Genomic DNA, 18797 nt, shown 5'->3' on the forward strand with positions numbered 1-18797 from the left:
CGACTAACGACCGGAGGCCGCCCGGGCGGGCCCGACATGTCTTCGATCCGAAAATGTCAGGGCTCCGCCCTACTGTGACGGGCATGGAGCACGTGATGGTGAAAACAGGCCCGGACGGGCGGCCCCTGGCCGTCGTCCGCGGCGGCAGGGAATGGTTGATCGGGGCCGAGCCCGTGCGCTGGTTCGAGCGGGTCAGCTGGTGGGAAGCCGAGCGCCGGATGCCCAAGGGCCTGAGTCGCGTGGACGTCGAGGTGTGGCAGGTCCAGGCAAGGCTCGGCCGCAACCGCGGTTCGGCCCTGACCACCATGGAACTGATCCGGGACGGCCTCGGCGGGGGCTGGCGGCTGCGGGGGGCCGTTGCGGACGCCGCGTAGGTGCCGGCGCGGGCATCGATCGGCGAATCAGGCCCGCTCATAATGGGGCCCCGGACACTGTAATCACCCGGGCATTGGAAAAGCCTTCCACCGCGACTATTGGGGGATGCCGCGGTGGAAGGCTTGTAATGAATATACCGTGAACGATTGGAAATGTGAAACACCGGCGGTGTTTCTGTGCGCCAGAATTACGCCAGTCGATGGCCTAATCGAGGGCCCCGGACCCCCGCCGCCTAGGATGTTTTCATGACCGCCACGAGTGCCCGCCGAATCGCCAGAGTCCGCCCCCTTTCCCCTGCTGCCGGGGACGAAAACTTCTTCGTCGCCAACGACGCAGCGGACTTTGGCAGTGCGGCCGGCAAGGTGTGGACGGTGACCACCTCTCCATTCCCCGGTTCCGCTGCCAATGCCGGCAGCCTGCCCCGCAGCGGTTGGGAAGTGGGCGCGACGGTGGAGGAATCGTCCTTCACGTTCCTCGCGCCGTGTGTCCCGGCCAACGTCCTGGGCATGGCGCACAATACGGGTGCCGCGGGCCGCGGACTTCCGCCGCAGGCCTTCCACAAGGCGGCCACCAGCGTGGTCGGCCCGGGGGACGCCGTTGAGCTCCGGCCGGGTGTGGGCCGCGTCGAGCCGGAGGCCGAACTGACAGTCGTCATCGGACGCAGGGCCCGCGCACTGACGCCCGGGAACGCCATGGGCGCAGTCCTGGGCTACACGATCGGAAACGACGTCTCCGCCAGGAACCTGCAGGATTCCGACGAGCTGTGGATCAGCGCCAAGAGCCAGGACACGTTCACGCCCGTGGGGCCTTGGATCGTCACAGACCTGAGGGCTGAAGACCTGGCGATCGGCATCAGGCACAACGGGCAGGATCTCCAGGCAGCCAGCTCCGCCGACCTTGGCTGGAAGGTGGAGGAAATCCTCACCTACCTCACCTCCTTCATGACCCTTCACCCGGGCGACCTGGTGCTGACGGGTTTCCCCGCTGAGTGCGCGCCGATCGTCCCCGGCGACTCCGTCACGTGCCACATCGCCGGCATCGGCGAGCTGACGAATCCCGTGGTGTCTGCCGCCTGACGGGCCGGCGGTCCCCGGCGAGGACCGCTGACAGGGGAGTATGGAGGCGGGTGTGCGGGCCCCGGCCGGGTCCCGGTTCACGGTGCCAGACATTATGATGGTTACTGTTCAGCTGACTGGACGGCATTCGAACGAGTGGCGCGGCGACTGGCGCGCGATACCTGAAGGAGAATCATGGCCGATTCCCGAGTTTCCCGACCCTCCGACGGATTGGGGAGCGCGTCACCCGCACCGGCTGTCACCCGTGCCGCCGCCGTGCTGGAAGCCTTGGCGGCTTCCGCGACGGGTCGGCTCACGCTCAGTGATCTGGCCAGGGAACTGGGAATCCCGAAGTCCTCCACTTCCAACCTCCTGCTCGCGCTCGAGGAGGCGAGGCTGATCAACCGCCAGGGTGCGGAGTTCACCCTCGGCCGGAAATTGGTTGAGCTCGGCGCTGCCTACCTCAGCCGGCTCGACGAGGTCCAGGAGTTCTACCGATTTTGTGAACAGGCCCCGACGCTCTCGGGGGAAACGGTCCGGATCGCCATGCTGGACGGAACCAATGTCATCTACCTCGCCCGCTACGAAGGGCACCCGGCGGTTCGCCTGACGTCCAACATCGGCGACAAGATGCCCGTGTCCCTCTGTGCCGTGGGCAAGGCCCTGATCGCGCGGCTGCATGACCATGACGTCGACGAGATGTTTCCCGACGACGCTGCCCTTCCGGTCCTGACGCCGAAGTCGCTGCGCACGGGAGCCGAACTGAAGGCGCAGCTCACGCTCATCCGGGAGCAGGGGTACGCGTTCGAGGACGAGGAATCCACCACCGGCGTCGTGTGCCTGGCCGTTGCCGTCCCGACCCGGGGCGCCCACGGGCCCAGCCTCGGCCTTTCGGTCACCGCGCTGAAGGCGACTTACTCGAACGAGCAGGGCGCCATGATGGTCAAGGAACTCCAGGACCTCGCCCGTTCCCTCGGCAATCCCATGGGCTAGGGACCCTGTCGCGGGACGGCCCGGGAGGCCCCCGGAATAAATCTGATTATTCATTGGCTAGGCGATCACTATGCTGTACTCTGTTCAGCATAGTGATCGACTCCTTTAGGGGTTGCTCACACCCACCAGACCAACGGGGGTCTGGAGTGTTCTTGAGGGAGTGCTTGTGACAACTAGTACTAATACACCGCTCGCTGAAGCGGACGGCGCCGTCGTCGATCCGGAACAGCTGCGACGGGCAACGCTTGCCAGCTCCGTGGGCTCCGCGCTGGAGTACTACGACTTCTACATCTACGGCCTGGCCTCGGCCCTGATCTTCGGCCCGCTGTTCTTCAAGCCGCTCGGCGAGGACGGGGCCCTGATCGCATCCTTTGCCACGTACGGCGTGGGCTTCGCGGCCCGGCCGTTCGGAGGGATGGTTTTCGGCTACATCGGCGACCGGTTCGGCCGCAAGATGGTCCTGATCCTCACCATCGGCCTGATGGGGACCGCCAGCTTCGCCATCGGCCTGCTGCCGACATACGAACAGGCTGGCATGCTGGGCGCTGTGCTCCTGGTGACGCTGCGCATCCTGCAGGGACTGGGTGCCGGCGCCGAACAGGCCGGCGCCACCACGCTGATCTCCGAAGTCGCGCCGCGCCGCCGTCGTGGCTTCTTCGCTTCGCTCCCGTTCGTCGGCATCCAGCTGGGCACCCTGCTCGGCGCCGGAACGTTTGCGCTCATTGCCATGGCCGACAAGGCCGTCCTGGAAGGCTGGCTGTGGCGGGTGCCCTTCCTGGCCAGCGTGCTCCTGGTTGTGGTGGCCATCTTCATTCGGCTCCGCCTGAAGGAAACGCCCGTCTTCCAGGAACTGGAAAAGCACAAGAATGTGGTCAAGAACCCCATCGGCCAGCTGTGGAAGCACTCGAAGAAGAACGTGCTGATCGGCATCGGCCTGCGGATGGGCGAAAACGGCAATTCCTCGATCTACTCGGCACTGCTCATCGCGTTCCTGGCGGCCAAGGACGGCGTTTTTCCCGGCGACAAGTTCATCGGTCCGGTCGGCCTGCTCATCGCCGCGGGCTTCGCGGCGGTCATGGTGATCACGTTCGGCGCGCTGTCCGACCGGTTCGGCCGGGTGCCCGTCTACCGCTACGGCGCGCTGTTCCAGGCGCTCATCGCGCTGCCGGCGTTCTACCTGGTGACGCTGGGCAATGTCACGCTGGTCTGGATTGTCATGGTGGTGGGCATCGCCCTCGGCGTCCAGTCCATGCTCGGACCGCAGTGCCCGCTGTTGCCTGAACTCTTCGGCTCGCAGTACCGCTTCACCGGCGTGGCCATGAGCCGGGAGCTCTCCGCCGTCCTGGCCGGCGGGCTCGTCCCGCTGGTCGGCGCCGCACTGCTGGCCGCCACGGACCATTCCTGGCTGGTGCTCGCCATCTACTCGCTGGTCCTGGCGCTGATCTCATTCGTCACCACCTTCTTCACGCCCGAGACGGTGGGACGCGACCTTCTCCTGACGGAGGATGCGCACTAGCCGGCATCCGGCTCAAGACCCGCCGTCCGCGGCACCCCAGGCCGTGGCCCCTTCCACCCAGGAAGGGGCCACGGCCGTTTCTGGGACGGGGGCCGAACCCGCCGATATGCGCGTCGCCGAGCCGAACCCGCGTCGCCCAACGCCAAGGGCGGCCCAGCCGTTTCCGGCGGGGCCGCCCTTGTGTCGCTGCGGCGCTGGCCGCAGGGCTGGGTAAGGGTGGACTCAGTAGAAGTGCACCGTGTCCACCAGGTGGGGGAGTTCGCCGCCGTCGAGGTAGGTCCGCAGGTTGCTGCAGAAGCGTTCGGTGATCAGCCGGTTTTCGGCGGCGCTGAGCGCCGAGGTGTGCGGGGACACCATCACCCTGGGGTGGGACCACAGCGGGCTGTCCTGCGGCAGTGGCTCCACGGCGAAGACGTCCAGGCAGGCATAGGAGACTTGGCCGTTGCCCAGTGCCTCCAGGAGCGCCTCTTCATCCACCACGGTGCCGCGGCCCACGTTGACGAAGACCGTTCCGGGCTTCATGGCGGCGAAGACGTCGCGGCTGAAGAGTTTCTCGGTGTACGGCGTGCCGGGCAGGGTATTGACGACGGCGTCTGCGCTGCCCAGCAGGCCGGCGAGGCCGTCGTTGCCAGTGACGGTCTCGATCCCGTCGATGGCCTCCACGGTGCGCTTGGTCCCGCTGACGCTCATGCCCAGGGCGCGGGCGATCCGTGCGGTCTCGAGCCCGATTTCGCCCAGTCCGGTGACCACCAGGCGGGAGCCGTTGACCAGGCGGGTGGGGGTGCGGAGCTCGGGCCAGAGCTTGGCCGCCTGGTCCTGGGCCAGCTCGGCGCTGCGCTTGAAGCCGTTGAGGATGCCCAGGGCGGCGAACTCGGCGAGCGGCAGGGCGTGCACCCCGGCCGAGGTGGTGACCTTGAACTTCTGCAGCGTCGCGGCATCCAGCCCCGATGCCTTCACGGCACCGCCGGCGCCGGCCGCCATGGCATGGATCCACTCGAGCCGGGGATTGCTGCCGGCGATCCGGGCGAGGCCTGCCGGGCTTTCGTTGGGGAGCCCGTACAGGACCTGGGCCTTGTTGAGCATGTCCCAGTACCGCACTTCCTGCTCCGGCGTCCGGCGGAAATCCGGGTCACCCGAATGGTCGGCGGGAAAACGTTCCGGCGGCAAGAGCTCGGGGTCGTAGAGGACGGTCACGGACGGATCTACGGCGCGGATGCGGTCCACCAGCTCTGCTTCGAGCGGGACGGCGATCGCGACGGTGGTTTTGGTCGTCATAGTGTTCATCATACTGAATGGAGGCTAGGATGCTGAACAGAATTTCAAGATTAACCACGACGAAGTGAGGCAACGCATGGAGCTGGACCGCAGGGAGGCCGGGTTTGTCGGCCTCGGACTGATGGGCGCGCCGATGGCCGCCAACCTCCTCGCGGCAGGATGGACCGTCACCGCCTGGAATCGTTCGCCGGCGGCGCTGGACGCCTTCGAGGCCCTGGGCGGCTCGCGCGTGGCCCGGGTCGAGGCGCTCCGCGACCAGCCCGTCATTGTCTTCATGCTGCCGGATCTGTCCGACATTGAGGAGGCGAGTGCCGCGCTCCTGGCCGGCTGGGGTGCCAGCCCGCCCGCGCCCGGAACCGCCGTCGTGGTTATGAGCAGCGTCTCGCCGTCCGGCGTGCGGGACTTCGGGGCGCGGGTCGCGGAGGCAAGCGGAGGCAACGCCGTCGTCGTCGATGCGCCCGTCAGCGGCGGGACCCAGGGCGCGGGGGACGGGACCCTCGCCATCATGGCGGGCGCCAGCGAAGATGACTTCCGCCGGCTTCAGCCGCTCTTCGGCGCGATGGGCAGCACGGTGCGGCGGCTCGGACCGCTGGGATCGGGGTCGCTCGCCAAGGCGTGCAACCAGCTGATCGTGGGAACGACGACGGCGGCGCTCGCCGAGGCCGCGGAGCTCGCCGAACGCTCCGGCATGGAAGTGCCGGCCCTCTTCGAGGTGCTCGCGGGCGGACTGGCCGGCAGCCGGGTCCTGGACATCGTGGGGCCACGGCTCGCCGCCAAGGACTACGAGCCCACCGGACCCGCCAAGTTCATGCACAAGGACCTCTCCTTCGTGCTCGAAAGCGCCGCAGCGGCCGGTGCCGCGGTACCGATGGCGGCCGCCGGCGTCGAGCTCTACGCGGAACTCAAGCGCCAGGGGCTGGGGGACCGGGACCTCGCCGTGGTGCGGCAGGCCATCGCCAATCTCAGCGGCACCGGCAGCGGGAGCGCCACCACGACAGGCAACACCACAACCAACACGACAGCCATTCCAGCAGCAAAGACCAAATGAGGATCAGTGAACCATGAGTGGACTTTTTGACCTGACCGGGCGTGTGGCCCTGGTGACCGGTTCGAGCCGGGGGATCGGCAACGCCCTGGCCCGGGCGCTGGCCGACGCCGGCGCCACCGTGGTGCTCAACGGCATCAACCCCGAGCGGCTCAAGGCCGCCGAGTCCGCGATGGCCGCGGACTACGCGCCGGGCCGGGTGCACAGCTGCGCCTTCGACGTCACCAGCGACACCGGAGCCGCCCGGGGGATCGCCTGGGTGGAGGAGAACGTGGGCCCGCTGGCCATCCTGGTCAACAACGCCGGCATCCAGCACCGGGTCCCGATGCTTGAGCTCGACGTGGCCGACTGGGAACGGGTCATCGCCACGGACCTGACCAGCGCGTTCCTGGTGGGGCGGGAAGCGGCCCGGCACATGATCCCGCGAGGCCGGGGCAAGATCATCAACATCTGCTCGGTCCAGACCGACCTTGCCCGGCCCACGATCGCCCCCTACATTGCGGCGAAGGGCGGACTGCGGAACCTGACCCGGGCCATGACCGCGGAATGGGCCGCCTCGGGCCTGCAGATCAACGGGATCGCGCCCGGCTACATCCACACCGAGATGACGCAAAACCTCGTCGACGATGAGCAGTTCAACGCCTGGATCCTGGGCCGGACCCCCGCGCACCGCTGGGGGACCGTGCAGGACCTGGCCGGACCCGCCGTGTGGCTGGCCTCCGACGGGTCGGACTTCGTCAACGGCCAGACCATCTTCATCGACGGCGGAATGACAGTGGTGGTCTGATGGGCGCGGTGGCAGAACTTCCGGCCACGGCCGCGGCGGTGGTGGCCCACGCGGCGGGCGACCTGCGGATCGAGGACATCCCCGTGCCCGCACCGGCGCCCGATGAAGCCGTCGTCGACGTGGCCTTCGGCGGCATCTGCGGCTCCGACCTGCACTACTGGCTGCACGGCGCCGCGGGCGAATCCGTCCTCAAGGCTCCCATGGTCCTGGGCCACGAGATCGTGGGGACCGTGATCCGCGCGGCCGCTGACGGCTCGGGGCCCGCGCCCGGCACGGCCGTCGCGGTGCATCCCGCCACGCCGGGCCCGGGCGGCGCCCGGTACCCGGCAGAGCGTCCCAACCTGTCACCGGGCTGCACCTACCTGGGCAGCGCCGCACGGTTTCCCCACACGGACGGGGCGTTCAGCCGCTTCGCCGCGCTGCCGGCCCGGATGCTCCGGCCGCTGCCGGCCGGGCTGGAGCTGCGGACCGCGGCCCTGGCGGAACCGGCCAGCGTCGCCTGGCACGCCGTCTCGCGCGCCGGGGTCGTGGCGGGAAAGACGGCGCTGGTGATCGGCAGCGGCCCCATCGGGGCCCTCGCCGTCGCCGTCCTCAAACGCGCCGGCGCCGGCCGGATCGTGGCCGTGGACATGCACGAGCGGCCGCTGGAGATAGCCCGTGCCGTGGGAGCCGACATGGTCCTCAAGGGGGACGACGCCGGGGCGATCGCCGCGGTTGAAGCGGACGTCGTCATCGAGTCCTCGGGCAGCCACCACGGCCTGGCCTCGGCCATCCAGGGCGCGGTCCGTGGCGGCAGGGTGGTCATGGTGGGCCTGCTGCCTTCAGGCCCGCAGCCGGTCCTGATCTCCCTGGCCATCACGCGCGAGCTGGAGCTGCTGGGCTCCTTCCGCTTCAATGACGAAATGGACGACGTCCTAACAGCGCTCGCCGACGGCTCCCTGCGGGTGGATCCCGTGGTGACCCACACCTTTGGGCTGGACCGCGGACTGGAAGCGTTCGAGGTCGCCAGGAACGCGGCCGTTTCCGGGAAGGTGCTGCTGGACTTCAGGCCGGTCCCGGCGTGAGGGGCGCCGCCGCCGGCGCCCGGACGGCCAGTGGCTTAGTGGCGCTCGACCGGGACAAACACCCGCGGCTGGTTCTTCCAACTCGGCTCCATTTCCGAGATGGTCTCGCGCATGATCCGGTTCGAGGCCTCGCGGGCGGCGGCGGCATCCCCGGCGGCGATGGCCTCGGCGACCTCGACGTGCCACCGCAGCGCGGTCTCGCGCGGGTGGTCCGGCATCAGGCCGTGGATGGTGCGGCCGGTCAGCGTCTCGGTCACCTGGCCCACCATGTTGGCGAACATCTCGTTGCCGGAGCCGGTCAGCAGCAGGGAATGGAACAGGATGTCCAGCTCGAGGAACCGGGGCACGTCCCCGGCCTGTCCGGCGTCGCGCATGGCGTGCGAGATCTCCACGAGTTCGCGGCGGAGCTCCTCGGGGGCGTTGGCCGCGGCCAGCTCGGCGGCCACCGGCTCGACGGCGGTGCGGAGCTCGGCCAGGGAGCGCAGCTGGGCGCCGCGGCCCTCGCCGGCCAGCCGCCAGCGGATCACGAGCGGGTCGAAGGGGTTCCACCGGTTCGAGGGCAGCACGCGGATGCCGACGCGCTTGATGGTCTCCACCAGGCCCAGGGACTGGAGGACCCGGACCGCCTCCCGGACCACCGAGCGGGAGACCTTGAGTTCGTCCTCAAGGTGCTCGGCGAGCATGACGTGCCCGGGCGGAAGCTCGCCGGCCACGATCCGGGTCCCGAGGTGCTCAATGGCACGGTGGTGGAGGCTGGTTGACATAGTCGTAAGCATAATGCGGTGGGCCTGGTCCGGGCTGACCGGAGGGGCGGACGCCGGTGATCATAGACTGTTTATGACGCGCAGTATTCCGCTCCGTGGGCGCGGCTTTCCCGCAGCCCGCGGAAATACATATGGTTTAAGGACAGCCACAATCCTTAAGAGCGGGTTCCGCCCTCCGCGGCGCAACCCGCAGGGTCCTAGATGAACGTCTGAGACGAATCGCCGTACACGTGGTCTACAGAAATCATTGTGTACAGAAATGAATTGGAGTTTTGATGTCAGCACACATCGGTGTTACCGGCCTCGCGGTGATGGGGGCCAACCTCGCACGCAACCTGGCCCGGAACGGCTTCACCGTTGCCCTGCACAACCGGTCCGTGGAAAAGACAGACACCCTGCTCGCCAAGTATGGCGATGAGGGCGACTTCGTCCGCACCGAGACCCTCCAGGAACTCGTTGATTCGCTGGAGAAGCCGCGCCGCGTGCTGATCATGGTCAAGGCCGGCAAGCCGGTCGACTCCGTGATTGAGCAGCTCGAGCCGCTGCTGGAAGCGGGCGACATCATCATCGACGCCGGCAACTCGCACTACGAGGACACCCGCCGCCGCGAGGCTGCGCTCGCCAAGAAGGACCTGCACTTCGTCGGCATCGGCGTCTCCGGTGGCGAGGAAGGCGCCCTCAACGGCCCCTCGATCATGCCGGGCGGTTCCAAGGAGTCCTACGACGCCCTCGGCCCGCTGCTGGAAAAGATCGCCGCCCACGTCGACGGCCAGCCCTGCTGCGCCTGGATCGGCACCGACGGCGCCGGCCACTTCGTCAAGATGGTCCACAACGGCATCGAATACGCCGACATGCAGGTCATCGGCGAGGCCTTCGACCTCCTGCGCTCCGGCGCCGGGATCGAACCGGCCGAGCAGGCCAAGATCTTCGAAGAGTGGAACAAGGGCGACCTCGCTTCCTTCCTGATCGAAATCTCCGCCGAGGTCCTCGGCCACGTCGACGCGAAGACCGGCAAGCCGTTCGTCGACGTCGTGGTGGATGCCGCCGGCCAGAAGGGCACCGGCCGCTGGACGGTCATCTCCGCGCTCGAACTCGGCTCGCCGACGTCGGGCATCGCCGAGTCCGTCTTCGCCCGGGCCCTGTCCTCCCAGGCCGAGCAGCGCGTGCTGGCCCAGGAGCTGCTGGCCGGCGGCGAGGCCGCCGTCGAGGTCCCCGAGAGCTTCGTCGAGGACGTCCGCCAGGCGCTCTACGCCTCCAAGCTGGTCTCCTACGCCCAGGGCCTGGACATGCTCACCTCCGCGGCCAAGGAATACGGCTGGGACCTGAAGCTGGATGAAATCGCTTCGCTGTGGCGCGGCGGCTGCATCATCCGCGCGGAGCTGCTCAAGGAGATCACCAAGGCCTACGCCGCCGCGGAGAAGCCGGCCAACCTGCTCTTCGCCCCGGCGTTCACCAAGGCGATCGCCGAGGTCCTCCCGGCCTGGCGCCGCGTGGTGTCCACCGCGGTGCAGCTCGGCATCCCGGTGCCGGTGTTCTCCTCCTCGCTGGCCTACTACGACGGCCTGCGCCGCAAGCGCCTGCCGGCCGCCGTCATCCAGGGCCAGCGCGACCTCTTTGGGGCGCACACCTACGGCCGCGTCGACGCCGAGGGCACGTTCCACACCCTCTGGGGCGAGGACAAGTCCGAGATCGAGGCAGTCGACACCCACTGACCCACCCCGGTTCCGACGCGACGGCCGGCACTTTCCAGTTACTCTGGGAGGCGCCGGCCGTCCGTGTTTCCGGCTGCTCCTGCCCCAGGAGTTCAGCGCCCAAGGAGTTCAGCCCATGCCCCAGCCCGTAGCGTTTGTCACCGGTGCCTCCACCGGGATCGGTTTCGAAACCGCGAAAAAGCTTGCCTCGGCCGGTTTCACCGTCTATGCCGGGGCCCGCCGGGTGGAGCTAATGGAACCGCTGAAGGCGTCCGGGGTCAAGGTGGTGGCCCTGGACGTGACCGATGAGGCCTCGATGAGCGCCGCCGTCGGGGACGTGCTGGCCGCGCACGGCCGGATCGACGTCCTGGTCAACAACGCCGGCTACGGGACGTACGGATCGCTCGAGGAGGTGGAACTGGCCGAGGGCCGGCGGCAGTTCGACGTGAACGTCTTCGGCCTGGCGCGCATGACGCAGCTCGTGATCCCGGCCATGCGGGCCGCACGCGCGGGCCGGATCATCAACATCTCATCCATCGGCGGCAAAATGTACGAGCCGCTCGGCGCCTGGTACCACGCCACCAAGTTCGCCGTGGAAGGCCTGAGCGATTCGCTGCGGATCGAGCTCAAGCCGCACGGCATCGATGTGGCCATCATCGAGCCGGCCGGGACCCAGTCCGAGTGGGGCGCCATTGCGGCGCAGGGGCTGCTGTCCAGCTCCGGAAACGGCCCTTATTCGGCCCAGGCGAAGGTGGTGGCGGCGGCGCTGGGCACGACGGACAACCCCGCAACGTCGTCGCGGCCGGAGCTCGTGGCCGAGGCGATCCTGCACGCAGCGACCGCCCGGCGGCCCAGGACCCGGTACCCCGTGGGTGCCAGCGCCCGCGGGATCCTGCTGCTGCGCCACCTGCTGCCGGACCGGGCGTTCGACGCCGTCCTGTGGAACATCTACAAGCGGTTCCCGGGCAGGGCTGCCTAGAGATACCCGGTTCCGTCTGGAGCCGCTCTGGAGCCGGACTAGATCCGGTATTCGATCAGGTATTCGGCCGGGTCGACGGCGGGCTTGGTCTCGCGCTGCGCGTCGCGGTGCCGCCAGGTGGCCGGCACGCCGGTGACGATTGATTCGGCCGGGGCGTCCTTGACCACCACGGCGTTGGCGCCGACGGCGCTGTCCCGGCCGATAGTGATGGGGCCCAGGATCTTGGCGCCCGCGCCGATCACCACGCGGTCCTCGATGGTGGGGTGGCGTTTGATCTTGGCGAGCGAGCGGCCGCCGAGGGTCACGCCGTGGTAGATCATGACGTCCTCGCCGATCTCGGCCGTCTCGCCGATGACCACGCCCATGCCGTGGTCGATGAAGAAGCGCCGGCCGATGGTCGCGCCGGGGTGGATCTCGATGCCGGTCAGGAACCGGGCGAGCTGGGAGATGAGCCGCGCCGGGAAGCGCAGGGCGGGGTTTTGCCACAGCCGGTGCGTCAGGCGGTGGAACCAGATCGCGTGCAGGCCGGAATAGGCGAAGAAGTTCTCAAAAGAACCTCGAGCCGCCGGGTCGTGGGACCGGGCGGCGTCGAGGTCTTCCTTCAGTCTTGCGAAGAAGCTCACAAAGACCTTTCTGGGCAATCGTGGGTCAGCGGACTTAGCCGCGGATGTCGTCGTACAGCACGGTGGAGATGTAGCGCTCACCAAAGTCGCACACCACGGCAACAATGAGTTTACCGGCGTTCTCCGGCCGCTTGGCGAGCTCCAGGGCCGCCCAGACGATGGCGCCAGAGGAGATGCCGCCCAGGATGCCTTCCTTGATGCCGAGATCGCGTGCCACCCGGACGGAATCTTCCAGCGTGGCGTCGATGACCTCGTCGTAGACGCTGGTGTCCAGGATGTCGGGAATGAAGTTCGCGCCGAGGCCCTGGATCTTGTGCGGGCCCGGGGCGCCGCCGTTGAGGATGGCGGAGTCCTTAGGCTCGACGGCGACGATCTGGACCTCCGGCTTGCGTTCCTTCAGGACCTGTCCGACGCCGGTGACGGTGCCGCCGGTGCCGACGCCGGCGACGAAGATGTCCACCTTGCCGTTGGTGTCGGCCCAGACTTCCTCGGCCGTGGTGCGGCGGTGGATCTCCGGGTTGGCCTCGTTGGCGAACTGCTGGGCCCAGATGGAGTTCTCCGTGTTGGCCACGATCTCCTGGGCCTTCTCCACGGCGCCGCGCATGCCCTCGGAGCCGGGGGTCAGGACAATCTCGGCGCCGTACGCGCGCAGCATGACCCGGCGCTCGGTGGACATGGTCTCCGGCATGGTCAGGATGACCTTGTAGCCGCGGGCCGCGCCCACCATGGCCAGGGCGATTCCGGTGTTGCCGGACGTGCCTTCGACGATGGTGCCGCCGGGCTTGAGGGCACCGGACTTCTCGGCAGCGTCAACAATCGCGACGCCGATCCGGTCCTTGACGCTGTTGGCCGGGTTGTAGAACTCCAGCTTGACGGCCACGGTGGCGTCAAGGCCTTCGGTCAGCCGGTTCAGCCGGACCAGCGGAGTTCCGCCTACCAGCGCGGTTACATCGTCATAGATCGGTGCCATATATGTATGCCTGTCTTTGAAGAGGGTTGACTGAGGTCAGCCTAACGAGCGCCAACAGGCCCTAGCTAAGCATTAAGCCATGCAGAGTAATATTTCCTCGCCTTGGCCAGCTTCGGGTTAATGATGACCTGGCAGTAGCCCTGCTCCGGGTATTTGGCGAAGTAGTCCTGGTGGATTTCCTCGGCCACATGGAACTGCGGCAGACGGCTGACCTCGGTGACGATCGGGTGCCGCCACAGGGCCTGGTTCCGCTCGATCGCCTCCTCGAACAGGATCTTCTCCTCGGTGGTCTCGTAGAACATTGAGGAACGGTACTGGGTCCCGACGTCGTAGCCCTGCCGGTTCAACGTGGTGGGGTCGTGGAGGGCGAAGAACATGTCCAGGATGACCTCGGCGGGAATGATGTCCTCGTCGAATGTCACCGCCACTACCTCGGCGTGGCCTGTGGTCCCGGAGCAAACAGAGTAGTAGTCGGGGCTGCGGTCATGGCCTCCGGTGTAGCCGGACACGACGGAGCTGACACCCTTGGTTTTCTGGTAGACGGCGTCGAGGCACCAAAAGCAGCCTCCGCCGAGGACAAAAGTTCTCATGATCTCTTCAATGGTTCGAGGGCCCCGATGATTCCCCACCCACCTTACGAGAGTGTTACGAGTGACCGGGCCGCCCGCGGATAGGGTAAAAATGGGGGTATGGAACCTGTGAACACCGATGTTTCAGCGGAATCCGACCGCCCTGCTGCCGCCGTCGACGGCGATAGCGGCACCGGGGAGGCCACGGGCGCCGCGACGCTGGGCCTGATCCAGCTGGCAGTGGAGGAGCTCTGGCCCGAATCCCTCGCCGAGGACTGGGACGAGGTGGGCCTGGTGGCCGGCCACCCGAACGCCGAGGTGCACCGGGTCATGTTCGCGGTCGATCCGACCCTTGACGTGATCGAGGAGGCCATCGACTTCGGTGCCGAGCTGCTCATCACGCACCATCCGCTGCTGCTCAAGGGCGTGACGTCCGTTGCCGCGAACACGGCCAAGGGCAAGGCCGTGCACCGCCTCATCGAGTCCGGGACCGCGCTGCTGACCGTACACACCAACGGTGATTCCGCCGTCGGGGGAGTTTCCGACGTCCTGGCCGACGCGCTGGGCCTGCAGAACGTGGCCCCGCTGACGCCCGCAGCGAACGGGCTCCCCGAGGAAGGCATCGGCCGCGTCGGCGACCTTGAAGAGGTCCTGACGCTGGGTGATTTCGCGGCCCGCGTGTACGGCATCCTGCCCTCGGTGGCCGGCGGCGTCCGGGTCTCGGGGGACCGGGACGGGCTGATCCGGCGGGTGGCTGTCTGCGGCGGCGCCGGCGATTCCCTCTTCGGCGAGGTCCGGGCCAGCAACGCGGACGTCTACGTCACGGCGGACCTGCGGCACCACCCGGCATCGGAAGCCCGGGAGGCGGCGGTCAACGACCGGCCGTACCTGATCGACGTTTCCCACTTCGCCAGTGAATGGCTGTGGTTGCCTGCGGCCGCCGAAGCGCTGGGCAATGTGCTCACCGACCAGGGCCACGACGTCGAGATCCGGGTCAGTGCCACCAACAGCGACCCGTGGGACTTCATTCTGACTCCAGGCTAAGCCTGGCCTGCGAGGGGCCCCGGGTGAGTGTAGCGAGGCCGGGGAGTACGCTAGGCGCTAGAGTCTAAGGAGCGCCGGGACGGTGCCCGGCTTCGGCCGGATTGGATTTAGCGGAGGTAAATAGTGGCCAAGGCAGCACCGGCGGAACAGTTGAAGTTGCTCGAATTGCAGGGACTCGATGCCAAGCTCAAGTCCTTGTCCAACCGCCGGCGAAGCCTTGAAAGCGATTCCCGCATCACGGACCTGGAAGCCGCCCTCAGCGTGGCCAACGGTGAGCTCGGTGCCGCCAAGGTGGCCGTCCACGACGCTGAACTGGAACTCAAGCGCTCAGAGGCCGACGTCGAGCAGGTTGCCTCCCGGATCGAACGCGACGAGGCCAGGCTCAACAGCGGCACGGGGCTGTCCAAGGACCTCGTGGCCCTGCAGCGGGACCTCGTCTCCCTGAACAAGCGCCGCTCGGACCTCGAGGACGTCGAGCTCGAAGTCCTCGAACGGCTCGACTCGCTCCGCGCCCGCCAGGCGGCCCAGCAGCAGATCGTGGACGACATCCAGGGCTCCTTCGGCTCCATCCGTGCCGAGCTGGACGAGCAGCTGGCCGAGATCGCCGCCGAAGCCACGGTGGTGCGAGGGCAGCGTGCCGAGTTCGCCGCCGGACTCGACGCCGGAATGCTCGCCGTCTATGAGAAGACCCTGGCCAAGCGTGGCGTCGGCGCCGCCCGGCTGTTCCACGGCACCTCGGAAGGCTCGGGCATGCACCTGAGCCCGGGCGACCTGGCCGAGATCAAGGCCGCGGCCGAGGACGACATCGTGTTCTGCCCCGACTCCGGCTGCATCCTGGTCCGCTCGGCCGACTGGGCCTGAGCAGTTCCTAGCCCGGCAGGATGATGTTCAGGGTGTGCGGCTTCCGGGCCGTGCCCGCAACGAGTTCGGCAACCCATTTCTCCGCCGCCGCCTTCTGCAGCTGTGCGGGGGTTTGGGGCGCCTTGCCCCGGCGGCTGAGCAAATGGCGTGCCAGCTCGCCCCGGGTGTGCTTGGCAAAGTGGCTGACCACCTTGCGCACCCCGGCGGTCTCGGTGAAGACGTTCACGGCCACCGTCTGTTCCGGCGGGGGAGTCCAGGCCGCGGCATAGGTGCTGGACCGGCAGTCCACCAGCAGCTGGCCCGCGGCGGCCGCGGCCAGCGCGTCGCCCAGTTGCGGCTTCCAGAAGGAGGCAAGCCGTCCGACGTCGGGCAGCGAAGTCCCCATCGACAGCCGGTAGGCCGGCACACGGTCCGCGAAGCGGATGGCGCCCCACAGGGCGGAGACCACCAGCACCGATTCGTCGGCCTTCTTTCGCTGCGCCGGGGTCAGCGAGTTGTAGCCGAGGGCGTCAAAGAGCACCCCGGAATACACCTGGTGGGCCGGGGCGGCAGGTTCTGCGTGCAGCCGTGTGTTGCGTTCGACGTCGGCACTCAGGGAAGCGCCGACGCCCAGCAGCGCCAGGGCGTCCTCGTGGGCGCTGACAGTACCGAGCGCCTCGAGGACCTTGGCGCGGGAGCTGTTGAGGGCTGGAAAGCTCAACGCGGCCCAGTCGGCGGCGTCCCCGCCGGTCGCGGGAGTCTTGCCCTCGGAGGGCGGCAGCAGAATTAGCACCGTACGATCTTACCGGCGGCTGCCTTCCCGGGACGGCCGTCCAGGGCCCGGGGGTCGGCGATTGGCGGCGGTTCAGGCGAGGTTGTAGCCGAGAAAGGACACGACGCCGGGCAGGATGGTGCGCCAGTAGCCGTAGTCGTGGCCGCCTGGCTGGAAGCCGCCCTCGATTTCGCCCGGGAGTCCCGCCCGGTAGTGGCGAACAGTGGCGGCAAGCTCGTCCCCGGTGCCGCAGTCGATCCGTTTGGGCAGAGCTGCGAGCCGGGGCCGGAGTGCGAAGACGTCGTGGGCGGCGAAGTCGTCCGGACCGTCGAACGCGGTATCCTGGCGCGGATCGTAATGGTCCCAGACCGCAGGACTCATGGCCGCGACGGCCCGGACCCCGGGTAGCCGGCCCTGCGAGGCGAGCAGCAGGGCACCGAAACCCCCCATCGAGAGGCCGACGAGGCCGATCCTGCCAAGGTCGAAGCCCTGGCCGCCGAGGAACGGTACAAATTCCCTCACCAGCATCGACTGCGTGTCACTGCCGTCGGCGCGCGGGTGCCACCAGGTGTTTCCGCCGTCCACGGCCGCGATCGCGAAGGACGCGCCGCCGGCGTCGAGGTGCCGTTGCAGGGCCTCGTGGGCCGCCAGGTCCTCCAGCAGAGCCGTGTGGCTGCCGCCCAGTCCGTGAAGAAACACGGCCAGGGGCAGTTCGGGCGGCGCGCCGCCGGGCGGCAGCTCCGGCGTCGCCAGCGACCAGTGGCTCGCGGTCCCCGGGCGGTAAGCCGAGACGAACGAACCCGTGCTGGTCCGGACCGTCAGCGGGCCGGCGGGGGCGGGCGGTGTCGTCGGGCTCGTGGGGCTCGCTGGCGCGGGGCTTGCCGGCCGGGACGTTTCGGTGGGCGCGAGCCCGCCCGTGCACGCCGCGAGGGCGGAGGCGCCCAAACCGATCCCTGCCAGCCCCAGCAGGCGGCGCCGGGTCAGGGCAGACTCGTCCATCCCTCGATAATAGGCGCGCCGGTCCGGGGCGCTACTCCCAGGTTCACGCGCTACGCGGCCTTGATCGGTGACGCCGGTGATTCCGCCGGTGTCGCTGCGGGTGCAGGCGCCGACATCGTTGTCCTGGCCACATGGTCCTCGCGGGCCAGGAAGGCGGCCAGTTCGGCGATGGTGCTCATCAGGGGCGCCGGGAAGACGACGGTTGAGTTCTTGTCCACCCCGATCTCCACGAGGGACTGGAGATTCCGCAGCTGCAGGGCGACCGGGTGGGCCATCATGGTGTCAGATGCCGCGCCGAGCGCCACGGCGGCGATCGCCTCTCCTTCGGCCGCGATGATCTTGGCCCGCTTCTCCCGCTCGGCCTCCGCCTGGCGGGCCATCGCCCGCTTCATGCTCTCCGGAAGCTGGATGTCCTTGAGTTCAACGAGGGTTACTTCGACACCCCACTCCAGGGTCAGGGCGTCCAGGATTTTCCGGATGTCACTGTTGATGTGCTCGGTCTCGGACAGCGTCTGGTCCAAGCTGTGCCGGCCCACGACCTTGCGCAGAGTGGTCTGGGCGATTTGGTTGATGGCCGCCGCTACGTCTTCGATTGCCACAACGGACTTCACAGCGTCGATCACCCGGTAATAGGCCACCGCCGAGATGTCGACGCTGACGTTGTCCTGAGTGATGATGCCCTGCGACTGGATCGGCATCGTCACGATCCGCAGGCTCACCAGCTGAAGCCGGTCCACCACCGGGATGATGAACCGCAACCCGGGGACCCGGACCGCGACCACCCGGCCCAGCCGGAACAGGACGCCTAGTTCGTACTGGCGCACAATCTTGATCGACATCTTGGCGATAATCACCACCAGGATGACCGCGAGCAGCCAAATGATGATGGCGATCCAGTTCATTGGGATCTCTTCCTTGACTAGCAGGAATCCTGCTCCAATTCTCCCACGGGCCGCCCCAAATGGCCGCGGTGCGGACCTGTCACCGGATGCGTTCGCCGTGACCGTAGAATGGACAACGGATGGGTTGACCAGGCGGCCGCGCGTCACGCAAGTGGCTCGAGGAACGTCCGGGCTCCGCAGAGCAGGGTGGTGGGTAACGCCCACTCGGGGTAACCCGCAGGCCAGTGCCACAGAGAACAGACCGCCTGCGTGCGGCGTGTGCTTGCACAGGCTGCAGGGCAGGTAAGGGTGAAACGGTGGTGTAAGAGACCACCAGCTTCCCGGGTGACCGGGAAGGCTAGGTAAACCCCACCCGGAGCAAGGCCAGACAGGACACGTTCGAGGGCTGCTCGCCCGAGTGTCCGGGTAGGCCGCTGGAGGGCGTCGGCAACGGCGTCCGTAGATGGATGGCCGCTACTCCCGCGCCGGCAACAGCGCGGGAACACAGAACCCGGCGTATCGGTCAACCCATCCACTCAAACCGCCGTTTCCCGC

Annotated in this window: 19 protein-coding genes and 1 other RNA gene; 12 read left to right on the plus strand and 8 right to left on the minus strand. The window is 68.1% G+C overall.

All coding sequences use genetic code 11. The features are described from left to right. The first annotated feature begins 83 nt into the window (after positions 1-83). The 4 genes from C560_RS0103000 to C560_RS0103015 all read left to right on the plus strand — a co-directional run bounded on the left by C560_RS0103000 (position 84) and on the right by C560_RS0103015 (position 3939). The gene (locus C560_RS0103000) at positions 84-374 is read left to right on the plus strand and encodes a hypothetical protein (RefSeq protein WP_026266430.1); all 291 of its coding nucleotides are present in this window, start codon (positions 84-86) and stop codon (positions 372-374) included. Between the two features lie 246 nt (positions 375-620). Further along, positions 621-1451: a fumarylacetoacetate hydrolase family protein gene (locus tag C560_RS0103005; protein ID WP_026537078.1), complete on the plus strand. Its 831-nt coding sequence runs from the start codon at positions 621-623 to the stop codon at positions 1449-1451. Between the two features lie 174 nt (positions 1452-1625). After that, complete coding sequence (locus tag C560_RS0103010) at positions 1626-2423, plus strand: IclR family transcriptional regulator (protein WP_018773422.1); 798 nt, start codon at positions 1626-1628, stop codon at positions 2421-2423. Positions 2424-2589: 166 nt separating this feature from the next. Continuing rightward, complete coding sequence (locus C560_RS0103015) at positions 2590-3939, plus strand: MFS transporter (RefSeq protein ID WP_155855730.1); 1350 nt, start codon at positions 2590-2592, stop codon at positions 3937-3939. A 222-nt stretch (positions 3940-4161) separates the two neighbouring features. Here C560_RS0103015 and C560_RS0103020 read toward each other — a convergent pair whose 3' ends face one another. Further along, positions 4162-5226, minus strand: coding sequence for a D-2-hydroxyacid dehydrogenase (locus C560_RS0103020; protein WP_043422443.1), 1065 nt, complete (start codon positions 5224-5226; stop codon positions 4162-4164). Positions 5227-5290: 64 nt separating this feature from the next. On the opposite strand from C560_RS0103020, the gene C560_RS21130 reads away from it, so the two are divergent. From C560_RS21130 to C560_RS0103035, 3 genes are read left to right on the plus strand one after another with little or no spacing between them, the layout of a single operon-like run. After that, on the plus strand, positions 5291-6262 hold the full coding sequence (locus C560_RS21130; protein WP_043422444.1) for an NAD(P)-dependent oxidoreductase: 972 nt from the start codon (positions 5291-5293) through the stop codon (positions 6260-6262). A gap of 13 nt (positions 6263-6275) precedes the next feature. After that, entirely contained in the window at positions 6276-7046 is a 771-nt protein-coding gene (locus C560_RS0103030; protein ID WP_026537081.1) for an SDR family oxidoreductase, read from the plus strand. Continuing rightward, on the plus strand, positions 7046-8110 hold the full coding sequence (locus C560_RS0103035; protein WP_026537082.1) for an L-idonate 5-dehydrogenase: 1065 nt from the start codon (positions 7046-7048) through the stop codon (positions 8108-8110). The genes C560_RS0103030 and C560_RS0103035 overlap by 1 nt, the downstream gene beginning before the upstream one ends. Positions 8111-8145: 35 nt before the next feature. Here C560_RS0103035 and C560_RS0103040 read toward each other — a convergent pair whose 3' ends face one another. Then, the gene (locus C560_RS0103040; RefSeq protein WP_018773416.1) at positions 8146-8874 is read right to left on the minus strand and encodes a FadR/GntR family transcriptional regulator; all 729 of its coding nucleotides are present in this window, start codon (positions 8872-8874) and stop codon (positions 8146-8148) included. 275 nt (positions 8875-9149) lie between these two features. Here C560_RS0103040 and gndA point away from each other — a divergent pair, with 275 nt between their 5' ends. Continuing rightward, positions 9150-10586 (plus strand): NADP-dependent phosphogluconate dehydrogenase, encoded by a 1437-nt coding sequence (gene gndA / locus C560_RS0103045; RefSeq protein WP_018773415.1) that lies wholly within the window; start codon positions 9150-9152, stop codon positions 10584-10586. Positions 10587-10701: 115 nt separating this feature from the next. Beyond that, positions 10702-11544 (plus strand): oxidoreductase, encoded by an 843-nt coding sequence (locus tag C560_RS0103050; RefSeq protein WP_026537083.1) that lies wholly within the window; start codon positions 10702-10704, stop codon positions 11542-11544. A gap of 38 nt (positions 11545-11582) precedes the next feature. Here C560_RS0103050 and epsC read toward each other — a convergent pair whose 3' ends face one another. The 3 genes from epsC to msrA all read right to left on the minus strand — a co-directional run bounded on the left by epsC (position 11583) and on the right by msrA (position 13727). Further along, positions 11583-12167, minus strand: coding sequence for a serine O-acetyltransferase EpsC (gene epsC, locus C560_RS0103055; protein WP_018773413.1), 585 nt, complete (start codon positions 12165-12167; stop codon positions 11583-11585). Between the two features lie 34 nt (positions 12168-12201). After that, entirely contained in the window at positions 12202-13137 is a 936-nt protein-coding gene (cysK, locus tag C560_RS0103060; RefSeq protein ID WP_026537084.1) for a cysteine synthase A, read from the minus strand. Positions 13138-13202: 65 nt separating this feature from the next. Continuing rightward, on the minus strand, positions 13203-13727 hold the full coding sequence (msrA, locus tag C560_RS0103065; RefSeq protein WP_018773411.1) for a peptide-methionine (S)-S-oxide reductase MsrA: 525 nt from the start codon (positions 13725-13727) through the stop codon (positions 13203-13205). Between the two features lie 99 nt (positions 13728-13826). Here msrA and C560_RS0103070 point away from each other — a divergent pair, with 99 nt between their 5' ends. Together C560_RS0103070 and C560_RS0103075 are read left to right on the plus strand one after the other, a co-directional pair. Further along, the gene (locus C560_RS0103070) at positions 13827-14750 is read left to right on the plus strand and encodes a Nif3-like dinuclear metal center hexameric protein (protein ID WP_026537085.1); all 924 of its coding nucleotides are present in this window, start codon (positions 13827-13829) and stop codon (positions 14748-14750) included. A 123-nt stretch (positions 14751-14873) separates the two neighbouring features. Next, entirely contained in the window at positions 14874-15611 is a 738-nt protein-coding gene (locus C560_RS0103075; RefSeq protein WP_018773409.1) for a zinc ribbon domain-containing protein, read from the plus strand. 7 nt (positions 15612-15618) lie between these two features. On the opposite strand, the gene C560_RS0103080 is transcribed toward C560_RS0103075, so the two are convergent. From C560_RS0103080 to C560_RS0103090, 3 genes are all read right to left on the minus strand, one after another. Further along, positions 15619-16383 (minus strand): YaaA family protein, encoded by a 765-nt coding sequence (locus tag C560_RS0103080; RefSeq protein WP_026537086.1) that lies wholly within the window; start codon positions 16381-16383, stop codon positions 15619-15621. 72 nt (positions 16384-16455) lie between these two features. Further along, complete coding sequence (locus C560_RS0103085) at positions 16456-17361, minus strand: alpha/beta hydrolase (protein WP_026537087.1); 906 nt, start codon at positions 17359-17361, stop codon at positions 16456-16458. 50 nt (positions 17362-17411) lie between these two features. Then, positions 17412-18263 (minus strand): SPFH domain-containing protein, encoded by an 852-nt coding sequence (locus tag C560_RS0103090; protein WP_026537088.1) that lies wholly within the window; start codon positions 18261-18263, stop codon positions 17412-17414. 120 nt (positions 18264-18383) lie between these two features. On the opposite strand from C560_RS0103090, the gene rnpB reads away from it, so the two are divergent. Next, an RNA gene (gene rnpB / locus C560_RS22605) (RNase P RNA component class A) lies at positions 18384-18777 on the plus strand. Positions 18778-18797 lie beyond the last annotated feature (20 nt).

The organism is Arthrobacter sp. 9MFCol3.1 (assembly GCF_000620385.1).
In the GTDB taxonomy this organism is placed as follows: domain Bacteria; phylum Actinomycetota; class Actinomycetes; order Actinomycetales; family Micrococcaceae; genus Arthrobacter.